We start from the raw sequence: 21,050 nt of genomic DNA on the forward strand, positions 1-21,050 counted from the left end.
AGTCGCTCACTCGAGGTGGTGATAGTCGAGTTCGTACCCTTCCTCGAGGGCCGCACGGACTGGCTCGCTCGGTTCGGCGACGCCCCGGCGGTGAAGCGAGAGCCCGCTCTCGTCGGCAGTGACGATGAGGTTCTGCCGCCAGGCCGGATCCGTTTCCGGGTAATCCGTCCGGTAGTGTGCGCCGCGAGACTCGGTTCGCTCGAGAGCCGTTCGGAGCACCACCTCGGCGACGACGAGACTCATCGAGAGATTGACGGCGTACTCGAACGACCGAGAGGTGCGGTCGCCGTCGACTCGGAGGTCGGCCGTTCGCGCGCGGAGTTCCGCGAGTCGGTCTAGCCCGTCGCGCAGTCCCGTTTCGTCACGGAGAATGCCGGCGTGAGTCCACAGTAGCTCGCCGAGAGCCTCGAGGAGCGCCCTGGGAGCGACGTCGCCATCCGAAGCGGCCAGATCCGCGAGCGCACGGAACTCGCGTTCGGCCAGGGCTCGCTGGCCATCGGAGACCGTCGGCGCGTCGTCGTCCGCAGTGACCTGCTCGCTGACGTGGCTGCCGACGAGCTTGCCGATCGCGACGGTTTCAGCCAGCGAGTTGCCGCCGAGGCGGTTTGCCCCGTGGACGCCCGCGACGGCCTCGCCGACGGCGTACAGTCCCTCGACGCCGGTTTCCCCCGTCCGGAAGTCGATGTCGACGCCACCCATCGTGTAGTGGGCCGTCGGCCCGACTTCCATCGGTTCCATCGTGATATCGATGCCGAGGTCCTCGAATCGCTCGACCATCGTCGGCAGTCGCTCGCGGATGTAGTCGGGATCGCGATGGGAGATGTCGAGATAGACACCGCCGTGTTCGGTCCCCCGCCCCTCGCGAACCTCCTGGGCGATCGCTCGTGCGACCACGTCTCTGGCGTCGAGTTCCATCTGGTCCGGTGAGTACCGTTCCATGAAGCGCTCGCCACCGGAAGCGCTGAGCGCTTCCGAGCCTCCGCTCGCGTCACTTGCGGAGACCTCCGCATTGTAGAGTCGGCCACCCTCCCCGCGGACGGCCTCCGTCACGAGTCGGCCGTCCCACTCGTCGCCGTAGCGTTCGCCAACCATCCCGGTGGGGTGGAACTGGACGAATTCGGTGTCGAGGAGTCGGGCTCCTGCCTCGAGCGCCAGCGCCTGGGCGTCGCCGTTGTTCTCGTCGTCTCTCGAGGAGTGGCGTCGATAGGCCGCCGAGAAGCCACCCGCCGCCAGCACGACGTGGTTCGTCCGAAACAGCAACCCGTCGCCAGTCTCCATGTCGAACCCGACCGCGCCGTCGACACGGGTGCCATCCGAGAGCAGTCGCGTGATCATCACGTTCTCGCGGTAGGGAATCTCGAGGGCCTGTGCCCGGTCGATCAGCGTCTCGAGCATGACCTCGCCCGTGCGATCGCCGACGAAACAGGTCCGGCGGTACGACTGCGCGCCGAAGTAGCGCTGGTTGATTTTCCCGTCGTCGGTTCGGGCGAACGACATACCCCACTCGTCGAGCTCGCGAATTCGGTCGGGCATGTGTTTGGCCGTCAGCTCGACGGCCTCCGGATCGTTCAGGTGGTGGCCTTCGTTCAACGTGTCCGCTGCGTGGATCGGCCAGTCGTCCTCGGGATCGAGCGAGCCGAGGGCGGCGTTGATCCCGCCGGCTGCCCACGTCGTGTGGGCATCGCCGTAATCTCGTTTACCGACGACGAGCGGCTCGAGACCCGATTCGGCCAGTTCGATGGCGACGCGAGCCCCGGCAGCGCCCGCCCCGATGACGAGCACCGGCGTCGTGATGACGTCGTATGCGACCTCGCGGTCACGACCGTCGGCTTCGTCCCCGCCCTGAGTCGGCAGTCGTCCGTCGACGCCACCGGCATCGCCGGCCGTCGATACACCGTGGTCCGCAGGCGGTATTTTTGTCACCAAGTTGATGTAAGGGCTGGTCGAACATAGCTCGCTCACCAAACTATGCAAACGGCCGAAAACGAGGAAATGAGGCCAGAACTCGCGCGTTTAGAATTCTACCCGGATCAAGACACTCCGGGCGGGTGCGGCCAGTCAGGTGGTGCCCTGGGTCGACGAATCACCGGGCGGTAACAGCTCACTCCTCGAGATGGCGGCGACTGACGTCTTCTGGAAGGTCCGGTTCGACGTTCGCGAGTCGCATTGCATTGCCGGTCACGCCGAGGCTCATTCCCATGTCGCCGATGACGACCGCGTGGATCACCGTCACGAGGCCGATGGGTGCGCCGGCGGCCAGCACCGCCTTCACGGCCAAACTCGCCCAGATGTTCTGGCGGATGACGCCGTTTGCCGTCCGCGAGAGTCGATAGAGATACGGGAGCCGCGTCAGATCGTCGCCCATCAGTGCCACGTCGGCCGTCTCGAGGGCCGTATCCGTCCCCGCTGCGCCCATCGCGATGCCGACGCCAGCAGTCGCAAGCGCTGGCGCGTCGTTGATCCCATCGCCGATCATGGCGACGTTGCTGCTCGTGTCGTCGGTTCCTTCTCCCTCGAGCCGCCTGATCCACTCGAGTTTCTCGTCGGGAAGCAACTCGGCGTGGTACTCGTTGATACCGACCTGTTCGGCGATCGCGCGGGCAGTGCCCTCGTTGTCGCCGGTGAGCATCACGACGCGGACGCCTTGTTCCTGCAGTCGTGAGACCGCCCACGAGGCTTCGGGACGGACTCGGTCCGCGACGGCGACGACACCCAGCGGACCGTCCTCGGTGCCGACGACGATGACGGTCTTGCCTTCGGCCTCGAGTCGCGGGACGATCTCGCTCAGCACGTCGAGACAGCCCTCGCGGTCGCAGTCGGGCCGCGATTCGCTGGCTGTCGACGTGGCCTCAAGCGCCGTCCCGCCGTCAGTCGTGACGTGGGCGTGTTCGAGGTCGGTCAGCCCCTCGAATAGATCAGGTTTGCCGACGTAGTGCGTTTCCCCGTCGATGTCGGCGCGGATTCCCTTTCCGGTCAGCGCTTCGAATCCCGAGACGGCCGGCTCGTCGGGATCGATTCCTTGCTCGTTTGCGTAGCCGACGATCGCCTGCGCGAGCGGGTGTTCGCTGCGGCGTTCGGCCGCGCTCGCCCGCCGGAGCACGTCTCCCTCGTCGGCTCCCTCGAGCGGGATCACATCTGTCACCGACAGGTCGCCGGTCGTCAGCGTCCCCGTTTTGTCGACCGCGAGCACGTCGCTCTCGGCGACCGACTCGAGGTAGCGGCCACCCTTGATCAGGACGCCATTACGCGCGGCGCTTGTGATCCCCGAGACGACGCTGACCGGCGTCGAGATGACGAATGCGCAGGGACAAGCGATGACCAGCAGCGTCAGCCCGCGCAGGAACCAGGTGTGCCACGACGCGCCGACGACCAGCGGCGGGCCGGCGGCGACCGCGATCGCGAGTGCGACGACGACCGGCGTATAGACGCTCGCAAAACGGTCGACGAACTGCTCGCGTTTGGTCTGTTCGCGTTCGGCGTCCTCGACGAGTTTGACGATCCGGGCGATCGTCGAGTCGCTCGCCGCGTGCTCGACGTCGACCTCGAGGTAGCCCGACTCCGCGATGGTACCGGCGAAGACCTCGTCGCCCGGCGTCTTGTCAGCGGGGACGCTCTCGCCTGTAATCGGGGATTCGTCGACGGCGCTCTCGCCTTCGCGGACGGTCCCGTCAGCGGGGATCTTCTCACCTGGCCGCACGACGACGCGATCGCCGACCGCGAGGTCGTCGGCTGGGATCGTCTCCTCGGAGCCGTCCTCGCGTTTGACGGTCGCGGTGTCCGGCGAGAGGTCCATCAGTTCTCGCAGGGAGTCCCGTGCGCGGTCCATCGAGTACGTCTCGAGCAACTCGGCGATGTTGAACAGGACGGCGAGCATGGCCCCCTCGAAGGGGTGGTGGGCCGCGACGGCGGCGATGATGCCGACGGTCATCAGGAAGTCGATGTCGAGACTCCGATTGCGCGCGGAGTAGTAGCCGCTCCGGAAGATCGGCGCGCCGACGACGGCCGCGGTCACAATAAAGAGCAGCGTCGAGAGCTGGTAGCTCCGGCCACTGACTGCAAAGAGGGTTGGATCGAGTCCAGTGAGGACGAACTCGAGGGCCATCCCGACGGCCACGACGATGGCACCGATGCCCGTGATAGCGGCCCGTCGGCTCTTCCAGACGGGCTCGGCGTCTGCCATCGGCTCACCGTCGGTGTCGAGCGGCGTCGCGTCGTAGCCGGCGGACTCGATCGCGTCGACGATCGACTCGGGAGCAGTCCCTTCGTCGACCGCGACGGTTACGCGGCCCGACGTGGGCCGGGTCTCGATATCGCCGACGCCGTCGGCCCCCTCGAGGGCGGTTTCGACTTTGCTCGCACACGAGGCACAGTCCATGCTGGGGACCGACACGGTCAGCTCGTCGGCGTCGCGGCTGCCATCGCCGACGATCTCGTAGCCGGCCGCGCGGACCCGCTCGCGGATCTCGCCGTCGCTCGTCTCCGTCGGATCGTATTCGACGACGAGTCGGCCGCTGGTTACGCGTGCGTCCAGCTCGTCGATTCCCTCGAGCCGGTCGACGCTGTTGGTCACCTTGCCAGCACACGACGAACAGTCCATCTCCGGGACGCGGAGTTCGAGGGTGCGGGTCGCGTCCGGCCCCTCGCCCGCGTCCGGCGGCGAAACATCACTCATTACTCGCGCCTACTCGCTCGTCACGCATACGGGTTATTCGGCGTGCGCCAACTCGGCACCGGCGGAGGTGGCGTCGTCGCTGTCGCGTGCTGCTCTCTGCCGTTTGGAATACGGCTCTTTATTGGATGCGTCTGATTAGCGACGGGCACTCATGTTTGCGAATATCGACCTTGGGCCGCAGTGTCCCGTTTGTGAGTCTGCAATGTGGGAGTTCACGACTGCGACGGACTTTATGGGGGTCGACAACGAGCACCTGGCAGCGGATGTGACTGCCGAGGCGGAATGCTTCGATTGTGACTCGGTCTTTGCAGTTTCGGTCACAGTCGACGACGAGGACTGTCTACGGACATCCGACGGCGAGTCAGCGAGCCCACCACAGGGGTTTGGGTGGGGAACCGTTCGGTCACAGATCGTTGCCACACACGTCCTCCACGTGTGGGGCGATACCAACGATAGCTTCGGCGACCAGTATTGCCAAACGTACGACTTTCAGGACATTCGGCTCATCGAAGACCAGTCCTGACCTCCTCGAGGCGATCACCGACCGACGGCGATCGTCTCGTCGTACTCGAGCGAGTCGTCGGCGACGAACGCAGTCGCGAGGGTCGCTTCAGCCCGCCGGAGCCGATAGGAGAGCGTCGAGCGTGGCACGTCCAGTTTCTCTGCGAGTTCCGAGAGGTCGGTCCGCCGTGGGGTCTCGTAGTAGCCGTATTCGACGGCGGCCTGCAGTGCCGCCCGCTGTTCGGCCGGCAGTGATTTGTCCGCGTCGTCTTCTTCGCGACCCGGGTCGAGATCGGTCAGCCGGAGTATCTCCATGCCGGCACACTCGCCGACCTCGTCGCCGAGCGCATCGAAGAAGTCACCGACCGACGCGTCGCGCCCGAGAACGATCCGCCAGCGGTAGCGCCGTCCCTCTCGATAGGTCTCGAAGAGCAGTCCTTCGCCGAGATACTCGAGTGCGAGGTGGGGAACCGACGTACAGACGTCAGTGCGATCCCAGTAGGTGTAGACGACGAGTTCGTCGCTTGAGCGATCGAGGAGTTGCGTCTCGCAGTCAGCCCCGCAGTCGTCCCTGACCAGACAGTCCGCACAGTAGGTCGGCTCGCGGTAGGCTCCCTCGAGTGCCTCGATCCCGGCGGGCGAGCCGGTCGCATGGTCGACCCGCCAGAGGCTCTCGGGCGTGACGTGACACGCGAGCGACCGCACCGTCGTCTCCGGGTTGGCCTCGAGCACGTCCGCGACCGGATTTGTGTCAGGATCGTACTCGAGGGCGAAGACGAACTCTCTCATTACGCGACGGTAGGAGTCGACGCGACAAAGGGCTGCTGGCGAGCGACAGCAGTGGCCGAGAGCGGGGTTCGAACGACAGTGAGAGTCGCGCGATCCGGGGAAAGGAAGGCTGTCCACCGATCCCCATCGCGAGCGAACCCGACGGGTGAGCGAGCGGGCCGACGACTGATGTGGCATGACGCGAAGCGTTACGGAACGGAAGGAGGAGGCTTTTGATCAACACTAAGCGGGAGCTTCGCTCCCGCGAGGTCCGAGAGAGATCCGCTCTCTCGAGATTTTGCCGAGCGACCGAGCAACGCGAGGGAGCGTCGTTCGAGACGCCTTTGGCGTCTCGTGATCACGAAAGGCGCGGAGCGCCTTTCGAACGACAGCGCAAAAGGTTGGTTCTCAGTCTAAGAGTTCGCGTGCAATGATGTTCTTCTGGATTTCGGTGGTGCCCTCGTAGATCTGGGTGATCTTCGAGTCGCGATAGAACCGCTCGACGGGGAAGTCGTTGACGTAGCCGGCCCCGCCGTGGATCTGGACGGCCTCGTCGGCGACGTCGACGGCGACGCGGGAGGCGTACTCCTTGGCCATCGAGGCGAGTTTGGTGATGTCGTTGCCCTGATCGACGTTCCAGGCAGCCTTGTAGGTCAGGTTGCGCGCAGCCTCGGTCTTCGTGGCCATGTCGGCAAGCTTGTGCTGGATGGCCTGGAACTCCGAAATTGACTTGCCGAACTGCTCGCGGTCCTGTGCGTACTCGAGGGCGGCCTCGAGCGCGCCCTTCGCGATGCCAAGTCCCTGTGCGGCGACGCCGGTGCGGGTCTCGTCGAAGAAGTGCATCTGTTGCATGAACGCGGCGTCGCGGGTGCCGATGAGGTTCTCCTCGGGGACACGGACGTCATCAAGGATGAGTTCAGCAGTATCGGAGGCACGGATGCCCATCTTGCCGGTGATCTTCTCCGAGCTGAAGCCGTCGCGGTCGGCCTCGACGACGAGCTGGCTGAAACCGTTATAGCGGCCCTCGGCGTCGGGATCGGTCTCACAGAGGACGACGAAGAAGTCACCGACCGAACCGTTGGTGATCCACATCTTGGTGCCGTTGATCACCCATTCGTCGCCGTCTTTTTCGGCACGGGTCGACACCGAAGAGACATCCGAGCCGGTGTCGGGTTCCGAAATCGCCGCGCCGGAGATCTTCTCGCCGGCTGCGACTGGCTCCAAGAAGCGTTCCTTCTGGTCTTCGGTCCCGAACTCGCGGATGGCTTCGGTCCCGAACGAACAGGCCATGATCGAGAGCGCGATGCCCGGATCGTGCGAGAACAGTTCCTCGGCGATGATGACCGACTCGAGCGTTGAGTAGCCGGCCCCGCCGTAGTCGATGGGAATCGAGGCACCAACCAGCCCCATCTCGGCGGCCTCGTCGACGATGTCGTGTGGAAACGTCTCCGCAGTGTCGTACTCCTCGGCGTTAGGAACGATCTCGTTTTCGGCGAACCGGCGGACTTCGTCACGGATCTGCTGGTGTTCCTCAGTGAGCCCAAATTCCATGGGACACTGTTACATAGCACCCGATAAAGGGTTTTGTAACCTGAAGTAAACTGAATAAGAGTTTCTAATTTTGACGAGGGAAACGTTGAAACGACTTCACATAGGACTACTGATCATGGAGCTCGAGGATATCAACACCATCGCAGTTCTGGGAGCGGGCAACATGGGTCACGGCATCGCGGAGGTCGCTGCCATCGCGGGCTACGACGTACGGATGCGCGACATCAACGACGAGTTCGTCCAAAACGGCTACGAGCAGATCGAGTGGTCGCTGGGCAAGCTCGCCGAAAACGATCAGCTCACCGAAGAAGCGGCTGACGCAGCCTTAGAACGCGTCACGCCGCTGGTCGACATGGAGGAAGCCGTCGCCGACGCCGACGTCGTCATCGAGGCCGTCCCCGAACAGATGGAGATCAAAAAAGAGGTCTACACCGACCTCGAGGCGGTTGCTCCCGACCGGGCGATCTTCGCGACGAACACCTCGAGCCTCTCGATTACGGATCTCTCGGAGGTCACCGAGCGACCCGAACGGTTCTGTGGGATGCACTTTTTCAATCCGCCGATCCGGATGGATCTCGTCGAGGTCATCTCCGGGGCACACACCGCAGACGAGACGCTCGACGTCGTCGAGGATCTCGCAGACGACCTCGGGAAGACACCGGTGCGCGTCCGCAAGGACGTCCCCGGGTTCATCGTCAACCGCATCCTCGTTCCCCTGATGAACGAGGCCGCGTGGCTCGTCGAGGACGATGTCGCCACGATCGAGGAGGTCGACGCGACAACGAAATTCGACATCGGGCTGCCGATGGGCAGTTTCGAACTCGCAGACTACGTCGGTATCGACGTCGGCTACCACGTCCTCGAGTACATGCACGAGGTCGCGGGCGAGCGCTACGAGCCGTGCCCGCTGCTGGAATCCAAGGTCGAAAGCGAGGAGTTCGGCCAGAAGTCCGGGCAAGGCTTCTACGACTACGAGGACGGCGACGGTGCGGACGTCTCGATGGACGAGGAGCTGTTCAGCGAGACCGTCAAGGAGCGCCTGCTCGCCGTCGTCGCGAACGAAGTCGCCTACCTCGTCGGTGATGACGTCGCATCGCCCACAGAGATCGACACCGCGGTCAAACTCGGCGGGCGCTGGCCGAACGGACCCGCGAAATTCGCCGACGAATACGGCGTTGAAACGCTTGCCGACGCGCTCGAGGATGCCGACGCAGAAACAGACCATCCCCGGTACGAGCCGTTCGACTATCTCGCCACTGTCGCCGAAGAAGGTGGCTTCTACGACGATACGAGCGCGGGCGAAATGACCGGTGCGCCGGACTTCGAGACGATCGAGCTGACCCATCCCAGAGACGGGGTTGCACAGATCGAACTCGACCGGCCCCAGCAGATGAACTCCATCAGCATCACGCTCGTCGAGGAACTCGATACCGCACTCGACCTCGTCGATGGCGACGACAGCGTTCGCGCACTCTTGCTGACAGGGGCCGGCTCGAAGGCGTTCTCCGCGGGCGCGGACTTCATGAGTATCGCCGGCAGCGGTGCCGACCCCTACGAGGCGATCGAACTCTCGAAGGACGGCCAGGAGACGTTTGGCCGTCTCGAGGAACTCGAGTTGCCGGTCGTCGCCGCCATCGATGGCTACTGTCTCGGCGGCGGAATGGAACTCGCGATGTGTGCCGACATCCGGATTTCGACCTCGCGTTCGGAGTTCGGTCAACCCGAGTTCGATCTCGGCTTGCTCCCGGGCTGGGGTGGCACGCAGCGTCTGCAGCGTATCGTCGGCATGGGCCGTGCAAAGGAAATCATCTTCACCGCAGAGCGATTCCCCGCCGAGGAGATGGCGGAGTTCGGGTTCGTCAACGAGGTCGTCGACCCCGACGAGTTCGAGACGGCTGCACACGACTACGCCGCAAAACTCGCGGGCGGCCCGCCGCTTGCGATGCGCTATACGAAACGGGCGATGCACAAAGGCTGGGACAACCACGAAGCCGGACTCGAGATCGAATCGCTGGGCTTTGGCCACGTCGTCAACTCTGAAGACGTTCACGAGGGCATCAACGCCTTCTTCGGCGACGACGAACCCGAGTTCGAAGGGCAATAAGAGCAGGTCTCGGTCCCGCTGCCGGCTGCGATTCGACCAGTACCGGTGGCATCCGGGCGTGGAGCCGCCCGACTGTCGAGGAGGCGGTCGGAGCGGCTGCTCGGTGGTGAAATCGTCGCGAGATTTATCACCCAGAGGTACCATTGATGACGCGTGGCTGTAACCGATGATGAGAACGGAGGGGTTACTTAATGACTGACGGGATCGAGGTGCTCGTCGTCGACGATGAGGCCCGACTCGTCGACCTGTTCGCTGCCTGGCTCCAGAGCGACTGGACGGTCGAGACGGCCTACGATGGCGAGGAAGCGCTTGCAGCGATGACCGACTCCGTCGAGGTCGTCCTGCTCGACCGGCGGATGCCCGGACTCTCCGGCGACGACGTCCTCGAGCGAATCCGCGAGCAGGGATACGATTCGCGGGTCGTCATGGTAACGGCGGTCGACCCGGACTTCGATATCATCGAGTTGGGCTTCGACGACTACCTCGTCAAGCCAGTCGCAAAGGACGACCTCCTCGAGATGGTCGACGACGTCGTCGCCCGCTCGAAGTACGAGGCGGATATTCAGGAGTACTACGCACTCGTGTCGAAGAAAGCGCTGCTGGAGGCGGAGAAAACCGACCGCGAACTCGCGACCAACGCGGAGTACCAGGGCCTCCGTGACCGCGTCGACGAACTCGAGGCGCGCGCCGACGAGAGGGTCGCCGAGATGACCACGCACGACGAGTTCGTCGGCGCGTTTCAGGACCTGGAGTCCGATGAATAGCCGTCAAGTTCGAACTCGAATGGACCCCTCCATCCTCGCGTTCGGCTGCGGTGACTGCTGTTCTCTCTTCCGGTAGCGACGTCGTTGACAGGAGCGGACGAAGACGGCCTCGCTATGGCCGTGGCCGCGGACGACAGAGATCAAGGTGCCTGCCGATAGATCAGATTGCGCTGGATTTCGTTTGCACCCTCGTAGATGACCGGGACCCGCGCGTCGCGGTAGACGCGTGCGATCCGGCGTTCGTCCAGGATTGATCGTCCGCCGTGGAACTGCATGGCCTGCTCGGCGATGTCGACGGCTGTTTCGGTCGCTTTCGTCTTCGCCATTGCTGCCCAGTAGCCTGCACGGTCTCTGTTTGCGACGTGGTCGCAGGCACGCCATGTGAGCGTCCGGGCGCTCTCGAACTCGAGGAGCATCTCCGCGAGCCCGTGCTGGACCGACTGGAAGTCGCTGATCGTCCGACCGAATTCCTCGCGGTCGTGAGTGAACTCCCAGGCTTCCTCGATGGCGGCCGCAGCGAGGCCGAGGCCGTGGCCGGCGACAGCAATGCGGCCGTGATTGAAAAAGTCCGCGAGCAGCATGAAGCCGGCTCCCTCCGCGCCGATCAGGTTCTCCGCGGGAATCCGGCAGTCGTCGAACTCGATGTGGGCCTGCTTGGAGGCGCGCATCGCCATCTTTTCGGGAATGTGCTCGGCGTCGTAGCCATCCGTGTCGGTCGGGACGATGAACAGCGAATGGTTCCCGTAGGGATTGTCCTCGTCATCACCCGTGCGAGCGTAGAGAGTGATCCAGTCTGCCTCGACGCCGTTACCGACCCAGTACTTCTCGCCGTTGATGACGTACTCGTCGCCGTCCCGCTCCGCTCGCGTCTGCATCCCTGCGAGATCACTCCCGGTGTCTGGCTCCGAGACTGCAAGTCCTGAGCGCTGCTTGCCCTCCGCGACCGGTCGAACGTACGTCTCACATTGCTCGTCGGTGCCGTGCTCGTAGGTAATCTCACAGCCGAAACTCGCCAACTGTAACGTCAGCGCGATTCCTGCGTCGGCCCGGTAGAACTCCTCCGTGAGTGCGAGCAACTGCGCCAGATCGAATCCACGTCCGCCCCACTCCTCGGGAATGTCCTGTGCCACGAGACCGGCGTCCCGACCCGCCTCGAGGATCGCCTCGGGATACTCGCCGGCCTGAAAGTACTCCCGGGCGTTCGGTTCGATGTGATCGCGTGCGAACGCGCGGGCTTCGGCTTTGATCTCACGTGCGTGGTCCGGAACGAGCTGCTCGTCGAGTAGGTCCATGCCATGGTGGATGACATCACGATGCAAATATTCGGGGGCGAACAGTGCAATCCGTGTCAGTCGCTGCCGATGGGACCGTCAGGCCGGAGTTACCCGCCGATGCCCACAGCGGCGCTAGCCGGCGAATCCGGACAACAGCCACTCATTGTCGTCACCCTCCTCGTCTACGATACTCGGGGCGCTGACGAGCACGAACGCACTCTCGTCGTCACCGTTGCGGATCTGGCGCGTCGATTCGGGCGGGATCCAGAGTGCGTCGCCGGCCTCCATGTCAACCGGCTCGTCGTCGACGACGACCGTCGCCTCACCCTCGATGAGCACGTAGACTTCTTCGTGGTCGTTGGCCGTGTGATCGTGGGGTTTGCTCTTCCAGTCCGGATCACAGCGAGCGATCGTTACCCCGACCTGCTCGGTCTCGAGCGGATCGCTGAGAAAATGCATCGCACTCGAGACTTGCTCGACGTCCTCGTAGTTGACCTTCCGGTATGTCATATTTCCTCATTCGCGGGGGCGACAGTAAAACTATACTGTTAGCCACCACGACTCACACAGACCGCACTCGAGTCGGGAGCAGGTGCAAGGTGTTTGCGGGCCGGTGGCCAACAGTATACGCGGTCACTGCACGGCGCTAGTCCTGTGCGAGCGGATCGAAGCTGTCGACCGGGATGACCGAGTAGTCGACGGTCAGCGCGTCTTTGGTCGCCCGGATCTTCCCGACGAACGTCGAAATGTCCTCGAGTTCACCCTCGAGAACGAACAGTTCCATGCAGTAGTGATCGCCGACGTGGCTGTGGAAGTTCGACGCGACGAGGTCCTCGTGTTCGTGACGCAGGTGCATCATCCGTTCTTCGACCTTCGTCGTCTCGTAATCGAACAAGACCGTCACGATGCCCATCAGATCGCGTTCCTCGAGCCGGGTGTCCTCGAACTCGCCCAGCAGGTTCCGCGAGGCTTCCCTGACGACTTCGCTCCGGCCGGTGTAGCCGTGCTCGTCGGCGAACTGATCGAGTCGCTCCAAGAGTTCGTCCGGCATCGAAACACTGACGACTGCCATATAATAAACCAACCGCCATAAACTATTAAGGATTATCATCACAACTCGAGCCGGCGATCGGCCTATACGTGGTCTGCAGGGAGCAGATCCTCGAACGGCTGTTCTGCGAGCCACTCACAGAGCTGTACGAGCTGGTCGCTGGCTGCCTCGAACAGCTGAGCGCCTTTTTCGGCCGTCGCGTCCGTCTGGCCGCCGAACACGCCGTTGTCGCTGTTGTCGACCGCATCGTAGAACGTTCGCGAGCCGTGTTTGACCGTCCCGGCCGCCTCGACGCTTGGCACACCGGTGTCACGGGCGTCCTCGAGACGCTCGTCGTGGACCAGCTCCGGCTCGAGGTACTGGATCATCGCGGTCTCCTTTGGCCCGCCGTGGGGGCCGTTCTGGGCGAAGAGATCGTCGACCAGTTCCGGAATCGACTCGTCCCACATCCATTCGATCGCGTAGGCGACCTCCGCCTGCCGAAGACGGGCACCGACCTCTCGGAGATGCTGGACGTTGCCGCCGTGGGCGTTGACGTAGATTACGCGGTCGATGCCGTGGGTGGTCAGATTCCGCGTCAGCGACTCTATGTACTGGCGAAACGCCGGCGGGTCGACCCACATCGTTCCGTGGAACTGTCGATGATGGCCGCTGACGCCGACGTTGATCGTCGGCGTACAGAGATAGCCGGTCCGGTCGGCGGCTTCCCGTGCCAACGCCTCCGCGATCAGATGGTCGGTCGCCTCCGGCAAGTGCGGGCCGTGCTGTTCCGTCGAGCCGAGTGGCACGAGCGCGAGCGATTCCGAGTCGAAGTAGGTCTCGAGGTCCGGCCATGCTTCGTCGGCGAGGTACATACGTACTCTCTCATGTGTGGATCATCAATAGCGTAGTGGGAAACCCCGGCACACGAATGGTCACCGTCCGGATACGAGAGGGAGTGTCGAGGGCAGTATCGAGATGATAGCCGGTCAGTCTGGTTAGTCTAGCCGGGCACGAGGGATAACACGTAGAACAGTGCCACTGATGGGCTGCCGTCGGACGACACAACAGCGATACGACGCTGTCCGCTACCAGCTCGAAATTCGGCGATCGACTCCGCGTAACTGCAGTCAGCCAACAGCTATATATCCCGGCACCGACTCAACCCGGCAAAGCGGTGCACGACGTGATTCCGACACTACCCGATTCGGATCGAACCCTGCTCGCCGCCTCGCTCACCTGTTTCGCCATCGCCGGCGTCGCGAACGTCGCTGTCGACGAGGTCGAATTAACGCTCGGAGCGACCGCGCTCGCCATCGTCGGCGTCTACGGCGTCGCTCGCTATGCCCAGTCCGTCACACGGCGTACGCTCGCGCAGACAGCGCTTGGCCTGTGGCTTTCGTTTATCGGGGTCGCCGGCACGCACGCTGTCGGCCTCGAGACGGTCGGTGCCGCCATGCCGGGGCCCGCTGGGGCGACGGTCGTTGCACTCACTGCGATCACGTGGGCAACGCTGCTTGCAGCCGCCGGCGCGACGCTCTTTCTCGGCTTCCGCGAGTACGGCTCGCCGGCCCCGGCGGACGAGCAGGTCATCGACGGCGAGACTTCCGATTACTCGACGCGGTAACTCACCGCGATTCCTTCACCAAGCGGGAGCACTACCGTTTCGAAAGCCGGATCGGCACGGACCGTCTCGAGGTAGTCGATGATTCCTTGCGTGTGCTCGTTCGTCTCGTCCACCGGGCTGTCCTCGGCCCACGCGAGGAGATCGTCGAAGTCGATGATGCCGGCCGTGATCGCGTTGTCGGCGATGATGACGCCGCCGACAGGGATTTTCGAGCGGACGGCCTCGAACGCGTCCGCGTACCGATCCTTTTCGTGATCGATCAGGACGACGTCAAACGGTCCATCGTAGCGGTCGATCGTCGCCATCGCGTCGCCGTGTTCGTATCGTGCGATCCCGTCGTAGCCACCCGCAGCCATGTACTCGCGGGCAAGTTCGAGTTCATCCGCGTCGACTTCGGTGAGGACGATCTCGCCGTCATGTGGGAGGGCATCCGCAAACCAGTAGGCGGAGTAGCCATACCCCGAGCCGAACTCGAAGATCCGTTCAGCGCCGTTCAGTCGGGCGACAAACCGGAGAAACGCGCCGACCTCGGGGCCGACATGGGGAAAGCCCTCCGCGGTGGCGTACTCGTCCATCTCGAGCAGCGTCTCGTCGGGGTCCGGACCGACCGCACGCACGAAGCGGGCGATGTCGTCGGTGAGAACGTCGGTCATGCGAGGGCATACGGTCGCGAGCACAAATACTATCGGCCATCACTGCGCGGTTCCGGTACGGACTATCCGGCGGGCCGCCACACTGTTTGCCAGCCTGCCCAGCGCTCGCATCCACGCGATCGACAGTATCCTTTTTGCCGCTCGGAACCGTCCTTTCGACCGACATGTCTGCCGACCACGCCCTCGCCGAGTACGTCGATAATCTGGTGTACGAACCGGTACAGGTCCACGAGCACGGCATCGACCTGACGGTCGCCGCCGTCTACGAGGTCGCCGCTCCCGGCAGTATCGACTTCGGCGGTGACGAACTCGCAGACGCCGACCTCGAGCCGGTGTCGACCGAACTCGAAGCTCCTGACGACGAGTACGGCTGGTGGCACCTCGAGGGCGGCCAGTACGTGATCCAGCACAACGAGTTCCTGACCGGCCTCGAGAGCGCAGCACAGCTCCAGCCGCGCAACGAACTGCTGGCCCGTGGCGGCTCGCATCCCTCGATGTTGGTGCGCGATCATCTGCCGTTGATGCCGCTTTCTGTCGCCGACGGCGGCCTCCGGCTCAAGGAAAACGCGCGGGTATCGACAATCACAGCGTTCGGTGACGGTTAACCGCTGAATATCGCCGTCCAACAGCGTATTTACCGTCTGGCTCCCTAGCCCCGGGTAGTGATGTATCAGCACATCCTCGTTCCGACGGACGGGAGTGACGGGACCCGTCAGTCGCTCACGCACGGACTCACACTCGCGGAGCGATTCGACGCGACGATCCATGCGCTGTCGGTCGTCCCCGAGGGGCCGCTGGGGACGCTCCAGTCCGACGAGGGACACACCGCTGCGGAGCGAGCAGTCGAGCGCGTCGAGGTCGAAGCGACGCGTGAAGGCGTCGATGTCGTGACGGCGGTCGAACAGGGCGTCCCACACGAGGAAATAATCGCGTATGCCGACGACCATGATATCGACATGATCGTCATGGGAACACAGGGCCGAACCGGTCTCGATCGGGTGCTCGTTGGCAGCGTCACCGAACGGATCGTCCGGATGGCCGACATTCCAGTCGTCACCGTCCGCCTGAACGACGAGATTCGGATCGAAGATACCGATGAGGCCGCCCGAATCGCGCGTAAAGCCGCTGATGCGGAGGGGTACGACGACATCACTGTCAGCGATGATCCACACCGAACCAGCGCGTCCTGGATCGTCCCCCTCGAGACGGGGGCAGGGCCGCTCCACGTCCACGTTGACGCCGTGACGAGCGAAGCTCGAGTCGCGAAAGGATCGGAGCAATAAGTCTGTAGCGGACTGCAGCGAACGCTTCGAGCGGGCTCAGTCCTGGATGAACTCGCCGTCGCAGCGGTATTCCTGTAGCTTGGTGCTGTCTACTGGTTCGGTTTCATTGTACGGTTCCGAGGGCTGTGCCATGTAGTAGAGGTCGACCTGCTCAATGTCGGTCTCGTGAGTGCCGTTCCAACGTTCACAGAGGTGGTTCGCCAGATACGACTCGTGGTTCTTGTTGTCGCCTCCCCAGACGTTCGCGAGGTACTTCCGCCAACGAGAGGTTGGATACACGTCCTCGTGGCTCGATGGTGGGTCCCAGCTGACGTCGGACCGATGGAGCGCATCGATCTCGGAGCCGTTCTCGAGTTCGGCCGGTGCAATGAACCAGCCATCGGTTCCGAGCGGTTCTGGTGCAAACATCTGCCAGTTTTGATCGGTTTCGGTCGCCTCAAGTGCGTCCTCACCGGGTTCGGGAACCTGGGTATAGCCGACCGCCTGCGCGTTCGAGAGGATCACGAGGACGAGAAAGAGCCAGGGAATCACCGTCGAAAATAGCGTGCGCCCGTGAGCGGCCCCTGCGGTAAGAAGTCGCTGTGGCGCTGGCACAGCGGTCGGGAGACCGCTGATCGTCGGCCCCTCGGGGAGAGACACACGGAGTCGAGACATCGCGGCGCGCAACGGTCTTGCGAGGCCGGCGCGGGTCGCCAGCACGCCCAGACCGTCCCAGACGACCGGTGGGTAAAACGGGACGAGCGCCGTGACGACAACCAGCGGGAAAATCCCGATCCGCATCGTCACGAGCATCCCGAGGTGCATGCCGGCAAACGCCGTCGCAAGCACCGCTCGCGGACGGCCGGTGAGCAAGAGTAATAACGGCGAACTGAGCAGTAGCCCAGTCCACAGGTATGTCATCATACGCAGCAACTCGGGATACTTGGCGAGGACATCGCCGAGCAAAAACGTGAATTTATAATCGAGACTGAAGACGTAGACGACCGCCTCGCCGTTGAACCACATCTCGCCCCGACTCTTGTGGATCGCGTTCACGACGTACATGGCTGTGACCTGGAGCAACAGCGCCATCGTCGCCACGTTCGAGACGGTTGCTCGAGGCTCGTCAGTACGGCGAGCATCGACGGCCCATCGCTCGCCCAACGGCAGGAACATCGCCCAGAACAGCAAGATACGAAGGAACGTGTCCCCACCGTTGAGGACCATCGGGTTCCGGGCGTGCAGTGAGAGGAGCAATAGCCACGAGCAGACCGTTGCCAGCCGGGTTCGGTACCCAATAGTCACCGCGGCGGCGAAGACGGCGGCGACGACAAACAACAGCGCAATCGCCCACAGCTCACCCGAGATTGCGTGGAGTGAGTAGACGTTCGAATAGTCCGAGAACAGGGCCGCTCGTGGGAGAACGCCAGCGTCTGTGTAAAACGCTTCGAGGTCCCGCGAGCGGAGTGCGAGATCAGTAAGCAACAGGAGGCCGAGCGCGATCCGGAACACGGCGAGCGCTCGCGTATCGATCGCGAACCGATTCGCGATCCCGGCCGAGAGCCGATCAGCGACAGCCGAAAGACGGTGGCGTCCATCAGTAGAGTTGTGTCGTTCTTGCATCGTCTGAGCTAGATGTCCGGGTATCCCGAGCAGACCAGCATAAGCTTGGTGTATAGTGAAACACATTTTTGAACGACCCAGCCGTCTTCGCGCTGATGGGTGGCGATTGGGACACTGATCGGACCCCTGAACTACAATTCCTCCGTGTAGAAAGCCGTTCGATGGTCTCGAGATCCCGGGGACGGAAAGATCCATTTCGCGTCTCCAGTCCGACGTCGGCCACGAACTGCTCGCGGCACACGGCCTGCCGACGGACACCCTCGAGTCGATCGTGCTGATCGAAGGCGATACTGTCGGACAGAAGTCAATACGAAGTCGGTCGCGGATTCGCGGCCGTCTCCACCGGTGACGGCCGCAGCAGAGCGACCGATCTTCACGTAGTTCTGTCCGGCAGTATGATGACTGCTATGTCTAGTCAAGTGCTGTGGCACGAATCGCCGCACACTTGGGCGGGGAATATACGCTTACGCCGTCGTTACGACACTTCCGCGACCAATTCGCGACCGTGCGTATGACTTCGTCGCCGCCCGCCGCTATCGGTGGGTCGGGCAGCAAGGGCACTGTCTGCCGTCAACTGGTGACGTTCGATCCCGGTTTCTCGAGTGAGTCTGGACCGAGTTCGCCGTTCTGACAGTGGTGTTCCTCCGGTCTCGAGTCTCGGTAACACCGTTCGCGCGAAGAAAAGCCAGGGCGGGGATTTGAACCCCGGAAGTCTCGATTACAAGTCGAGTGCATGAACCGCCCATGCTCCCCTGGCGCTGGCTGTTGATTAGCCGTCCTCCTTTGAATGTGTATCGTTTTCGTCCCGGTTTTCGAGCGACCGTGACATCGTCACCCGAAACTCGTCGTACCCCTCGCGCCGATAAAAGCGACGGGCGGCCTCGTTGTTGGCCATCACCTCGAGTAACACCTCGTCGGCACCGCGCTCGGCGGCTGCCTCCTCGGCGGCTGTGAGCAACGCGGCCCCGATCCCGCGGTCGCGGAAGGCTGGTTCGACGTAGATATTCGAGAGCAGGCCACGCGTGCTGTCGAGTTCGAGGGTGCCGCGTTCGATCGTGACTGCTGCAAAGCCGACGATCTCACCCGCGAGCCGGGCGACGAGGAGGCCGTCGGCGACCTGATAGGCCGCGAGCGTCTCGCGCATGGTCTCGCGGTTCGGGTCGGCACGGACGGCCGACTCGTGGTGACGCTGGTCTCGAGCGAGTTGCACCCATAGGTCGGTGACTGTCTCGAGGTCGTCCCGAGTGGCGAGCTCAATCGTCGGCTGCGGGTTGTTCGGGGGCATTCTCGAGTGCGGTCACGGCAGGCAGCGGTTCGGCGGTGAGCATCCGGAGGGCAGCGCCGCCGCCGGTACTGACATGGGAAAAGCCCTCGACGCCGAGTTGCCGCAATGCGGAGGCGGTGTCGCCGCCGCCGACGATACTCATCGGCCGTTCCGTGGCGGCACCGAACAGCTGTCTGGTACCTGTCTCGAAGCACTCGTCCTCGAAGACGCCGGCCGGGCCGTTGAGGATCACCGTCTCCGCGTCCGCGAGGATGCGCTTGTAGTACTCGAGCGTCGACGAGCCGATGTCCATGGCGGCCTCGCCGTCGCCCGGCGGTAAGGCGTTGATGCCGAGTTCGTGACGGTCGCCGTCGCGGGCGACCGCGACATCCCGTGGAAGCGCGATTCGATCGCCGTAGGCATCGAGCAGATCGGCGGCACGGTCGATCTCGTCCCAGTAGCCCTGATCGTAGATGAAATCCGAACTGGCGTCGCCCAGGTCGACGCCGTCAGCGATGAGGAAGACGTTGCCGACGACGCCCGCGGTGAGGACGTGGTCGGCCAGTCCCTTCTCTAAGATCGACCAGGCGACGTCGATCGAATCGGGGACTTTCGCCCCGCCGAGAACGTAGACGCGTGGTTCGGGGGTCTCCTCGATCGAGCCAAGCACGTCGAGTTCGGACTCCATGACGCGGCCGGCATAGCCCGGGAGAACGGTCGGGAGGCCGACCAACGAGGGCTGTGAGCGGTGGGCCGCGGCGAAGGCGTCGTTGACGTAGGCATCAAGCACTGGCTCGAGACCCTGCACGAGGTGTGTCTGGGCGGCCCGTTCGGGCTCGAATTCCATGTACTCCTCGCTGTAGAATCGGGTGTTCTCGAGGACGACACAGTCGCCATCGTCGAGGTTCCTGACGGCCTCGCGAGCGGCGTTCGTAAACGTTGCGTCCACGTAGTCGACGGGCTGGCCGAGCAGTTCCGAGAGGCGATCGGCGTGGGGCTCGAGCGTGACGAACTCGTCGCCGCCGGGTCGACCCTGATGGGCGAGAACGGCGACCCGACCGCCACGTGCGACGAGCTCCGAGAGCGTATCGACGTGAGCGCGCAGTCGAGCGTCGTCTGCGAGCGTGCCATCGTCGTCGATCGGACTATTGACGTCGACGCGAACACCGACGGTAGTCCCTTCGACGTCCAGGTCGTCGAGGGTCGCGATCATTATCGACCCCTCCACCGCGGCCCCCGAAAGGTCTTTCTATCGGAGAGATCGGAGCGGCATATGCTGACACTACACACGGCACGATCGGAGCGACGCCAGCCTCACACCGATCGACAGTCCGCACAGACCAGCTGACCGTTGGCGTCCCACAGCGACTCCGCGAGCGAGCCACAGACCTCGCAGACGCCCTGGGTGGTGTACTCGTCGCCACCGTTGGAGAGCAACTGGGTTTCGCCCTCCGCGGTCGGCGGCGTCGCGGCAGATGCAGCCGACTGCCGGTTGCGGTCGACCGGCGGCTCGCTCGAGCGCGGGGGCGTCATCGTCGCCTGGAACGAACTCGCGGCAGCGATGACGTCGCGCTGGGTGACGACCCCGGCGACGCCGTCGTCACCCTCGACGACGACGTTGCGGATGTTCTGGCGAGCCATCGTCGTCGCGACGTCGGTGAGCGATCGGTCGAGTCCCACCGTAATGACTGGCGTCGTCATCGCGTCTTCGACGGTTAGGTCGGCTGGATCGTGCTCGTCCGCGACGAACTCGAGGACGTCCCACTCGGTCACGATGCCGACCGGCTCCGGACCGCGAACGACCAGCGCGCAACTCGTCTGCTCGTCGCGCATGAGCCCCACGACATCGAGGACGGTGTCGGACTCACTGACGCCGACGTAGTCGGTCGTCAACACGTCTCTGACGGACAGTTCCGATTCCATATGCGAATGATTCGCACGAACGGGCTAAAAGCTA

19 protein-coding genes, 1 tRNA gene and 1 pseudogene are annotated in these 21,050 nt (G+C 63.7%); 7 read left to right on the top strand and 14 right to left on the bottom strand.

Features of this window, described 5'->3' with window-relative positions; translation table 11 throughout:
- Positions 1 to 6: 6 nt before the first annotated feature.
- Together BSG09_RS10855 and BSG09_RS10860 are read right to left on the bottom strand one after the other, a co-directional pair.
- Positions 7 to 1,923: an L-aspartate oxidase gene (locus BSG09_RS10855; RefSeq protein ID WP_092932995.1), complete on the bottom strand. Its 1,917-nt coding sequence runs from the start codon at positions 1,921 to 1,923 to the stop codon at positions 7 to 9.
- Positions 1,924 to 2,101: 178 nt separating this feature from the next.
- The gene (locus tag BSG09_RS10860) at positions 2,102 to 4,672 is read right to left on the bottom strand and encodes a heavy metal translocating P-type ATPase (RefSeq protein WP_092932997.1); all 2,571 of its coding nucleotides are present in this window, start codon (positions 4,670 to 4,672) and stop codon (positions 2,102 to 2,104) included.
- Positions 4,673 to 4,823: 151 nt separating this feature from the next.
- Here BSG09_RS10860 and BSG09_RS10865 point away from each other — a divergent pair, with 151 nt between their 5' ends.
- Positions 4,824 to 5,195: a hypothetical protein gene (locus BSG09_RS10865; protein ID WP_139246209.1), complete on the top strand. Its 372-nt coding sequence runs from the start codon at positions 4,824 to 4,826 to the stop codon at positions 5,193 to 5,195.
- Positions 5,196 to 5,209: 14 nt separating this feature from the next.
- Here BSG09_RS10865 and BSG09_RS10870 read toward each other — a convergent pair whose 3' ends face one another.
- Both BSG09_RS10870 and BSG09_RS10875 read right to left on the bottom strand, forming a co-directional pair.
- On the bottom strand, positions 5,210 to 5,962 hold the full coding sequence (locus tag BSG09_RS10870) for a helix-turn-helix domain-containing protein (RefSeq protein ID WP_092933001.1): 753 nt from the start codon (positions 5,960 to 5,962) through the stop codon (positions 5,210 to 5,212).
- 387 nt (positions 5,963 to 6,349) lie between these two features.
- Complete coding sequence (locus tag BSG09_RS10875) at positions 6,350 to 7,492, bottom strand: acyl-CoA dehydrogenase family protein (protein WP_092933003.1); 1,143 nt, start codon at positions 7,490 to 7,492, stop codon at positions 6,350 to 6,352.
- Positions 7,493 to 7,607: 115 nt separating this feature from the next.
- Here BSG09_RS10875 and BSG09_RS10880 point away from each other — a divergent pair, with 115 nt between their 5' ends.
- Both BSG09_RS10880 and BSG09_RS10885 read left to right on the top strand, forming a co-directional pair.
- Positions 7,608 to 9,596 (top strand): 3-hydroxyacyl-CoA dehydrogenase/enoyl-CoA hydratase family protein, encoded by a 1,989-nt coding sequence (locus BSG09_RS10880; protein ID WP_092933005.1) that lies wholly within the window; start codon positions 7,608 to 7,610, stop codon positions 9,594 to 9,596.
- Between the two features lie 191 nt (positions 9,597 to 9,787).
- Entirely contained in the window at positions 9,788 to 10,360 is a 573-nt protein-coding gene (locus BSG09_RS10885) for a HalX domain-containing protein (RefSeq protein ID WP_092933007.1), read from the top strand.
- 140 nt (positions 10,361 to 10,500) lie between these two features.
- Here the strand turns inward: BSG09_RS10885 and BSG09_RS10890 are convergent, their stop codons facing one another.
- The 4 genes from BSG09_RS10890 to BSG09_RS10905 all read right to left on the bottom strand — a co-directional run bounded on the left by BSG09_RS10890 (position 10,501) and on the right by BSG09_RS10905 (position 13,539).
- Positions 10,501 to 11,652 carry an acyl-CoA dehydrogenase family protein gene (locus tag BSG09_RS10890; protein WP_092933009.1) on the bottom strand — a complete coding sequence of 384 codons (1,152 nt, stop codon included), beginning with the start codon at positions 11,650 to 11,652 and terminating at the stop codon, positions 10,501 to 10,503.
- Between the two features lie 114 nt (positions 11,653 to 11,766).
- The gene (locus BSG09_RS10895; protein ID WP_092933011.1) at positions 11,767 to 12,144 is read right to left on the bottom strand and encodes a cupin domain-containing protein; all 378 of its coding nucleotides are present in this window, start codon (positions 12,142 to 12,144) and stop codon (positions 11,767 to 11,769) included.
- A 136-nt stretch (positions 12,145 to 12,280) separates the two neighbouring features.
- Complete coding sequence (gene nikR / locus BSG09_RS10900; RefSeq protein ID WP_092933013.1) at positions 12,281 to 12,706, bottom strand: nickel-responsive transcriptional regulator NikR; 426 nt, start codon at positions 12,704 to 12,706, stop codon at positions 12,281 to 12,283.
- Between the two features lie 62 nt (positions 12,707 to 12,768).
- Entirely contained in the window at positions 12,769 to 13,539 is a 771-nt protein-coding gene (locus BSG09_RS10905) for a creatininase family protein (protein WP_092933015.1), read from the bottom strand.
- A gap of 302 nt (positions 13,540 to 13,841) precedes the next feature.
- On the opposite strand from BSG09_RS10905, the gene BSG09_RS10910 reads away from it, so the two are divergent.
- Positions 13,842 to 14,291: a hypothetical protein gene (locus BSG09_RS10910; protein ID WP_092933017.1), complete on the top strand. Its 450-nt coding sequence runs from the start codon at positions 13,842 to 13,844 to the stop codon at positions 14,289 to 14,291.
- On the opposite strand, the gene BSG09_RS10915 is transcribed toward BSG09_RS10910, so the two are convergent.
- A complete protein-coding gene (locus BSG09_RS10915; protein ID WP_092933019.1) occupies positions 14,276 to 14,944 on the bottom strand; it encodes an O-methyltransferase in 669 nt (222 codons plus the stop codon). The genes BSG09_RS10910 and BSG09_RS10915 overlap by 16 nt on opposite strands.
- 164 nt (positions 14,945 to 15,108) lie before the next feature.
- On the opposite strand from BSG09_RS10915, the gene BSG09_RS10920 reads away from it, so the two are divergent.
- Together BSG09_RS10920 and BSG09_RS10925 are read left to right on the top strand one after the other, a co-directional pair.
- Positions 15,109 to 15,549 (top strand): dCTP deaminase/dUTPase family protein, encoded by a 441-nt coding sequence (locus BSG09_RS10920; RefSeq protein ID WP_092933183.1) that lies wholly within the window; start codon positions 15,109 to 15,111, stop codon positions 15,547 to 15,549.
- Between the two features lie 60 nt (positions 15,550 to 15,609).
- Positions 15,610 to 16,227, top strand: coding sequence for a universal stress protein (locus tag BSG09_RS10925; protein ID WP_092933021.1), 618 nt, complete (start codon positions 15,610 to 15,612; stop codon positions 16,225 to 16,227).
- Positions 16,228 to 16,263: 36 nt separating this feature from the next.
- Here BSG09_RS10925 and BSG09_RS10930 read toward each other — a convergent pair whose 3' ends face one another.
- Positions 16,264 to 17,829 carry an HTTM domain-containing protein gene (locus BSG09_RS10930; RefSeq protein ID WP_092933023.1) on the bottom strand — a complete coding sequence of 522 codons (1,566 nt, stop codon included), beginning with the start codon at positions 17,827 to 17,829 and terminating at the stop codon, positions 16,264 to 16,266.
- Positions 17,830 to 18,031: 202 nt separating this feature from the next.
- On the opposite strand from BSG09_RS10930, the pseudogene BSG09_RS21280 reads away from it, so the two are divergent.
- Positions 18,032 to 18,115, top strand: a pseudogene (locus BSG09_RS21280) (thiol-disulfide oxidoreductase DCC family protein); the annotation flags it as partial.
- Positions 18,116 to 18,512: 397 nt separating this feature from the next.
- Here BSG09_RS21280 and BSG09_RS10940 read toward each other — a convergent pair.
- The 4 genes from BSG09_RS10940 to BSG09_RS10955 form a co-directional block, all read right to left on the bottom strand.
- Positions 18,513 to 18,586 (bottom strand) — tRNA-Thr (locus BSG09_RS10940).
- Positions 18,587 to 18,598: 12 nt separating this feature from the next.
- A complete protein-coding gene (locus BSG09_RS10945; RefSeq protein ID WP_092933025.1) occupies positions 18,599 to 19,114 on the bottom strand; it encodes a GNAT family N-acetyltransferase in 516 nt (171 codons plus the stop codon).
- Positions 19,083 to 20,306, bottom strand: coding sequence for a phosphoglycerate kinase (locus tag BSG09_RS10950; protein WP_092933027.1), 1,224 nt, complete (start codon positions 20,304 to 20,306; stop codon positions 19,083 to 19,085). The genes BSG09_RS10945 and BSG09_RS10950 overlap by 32 nt, the downstream gene beginning before the upstream one ends.
- 101 nt (positions 20,307 to 20,407) lie before the next feature.
- Positions 20,408 to 21,016 (bottom strand): CBS domain-containing protein, encoded by a 609-nt coding sequence (locus tag BSG09_RS10955; RefSeq protein ID WP_092933029.1) that lies wholly within the window; start codon positions 21,014 to 21,016, stop codon positions 20,408 to 20,410.
- Positions 21,017 to 21,050: the final 34 nt, after the last annotated feature.

The sequence above is a fragment of the Natrinema hispanicum genome (assembly GCF_900111485.1).
Lineage (GTDB): Archaea > Halobacteriota > Halobacteria > Halobacteriales > Natrialbaceae > Natrinema > Natrinema hispanicum_A.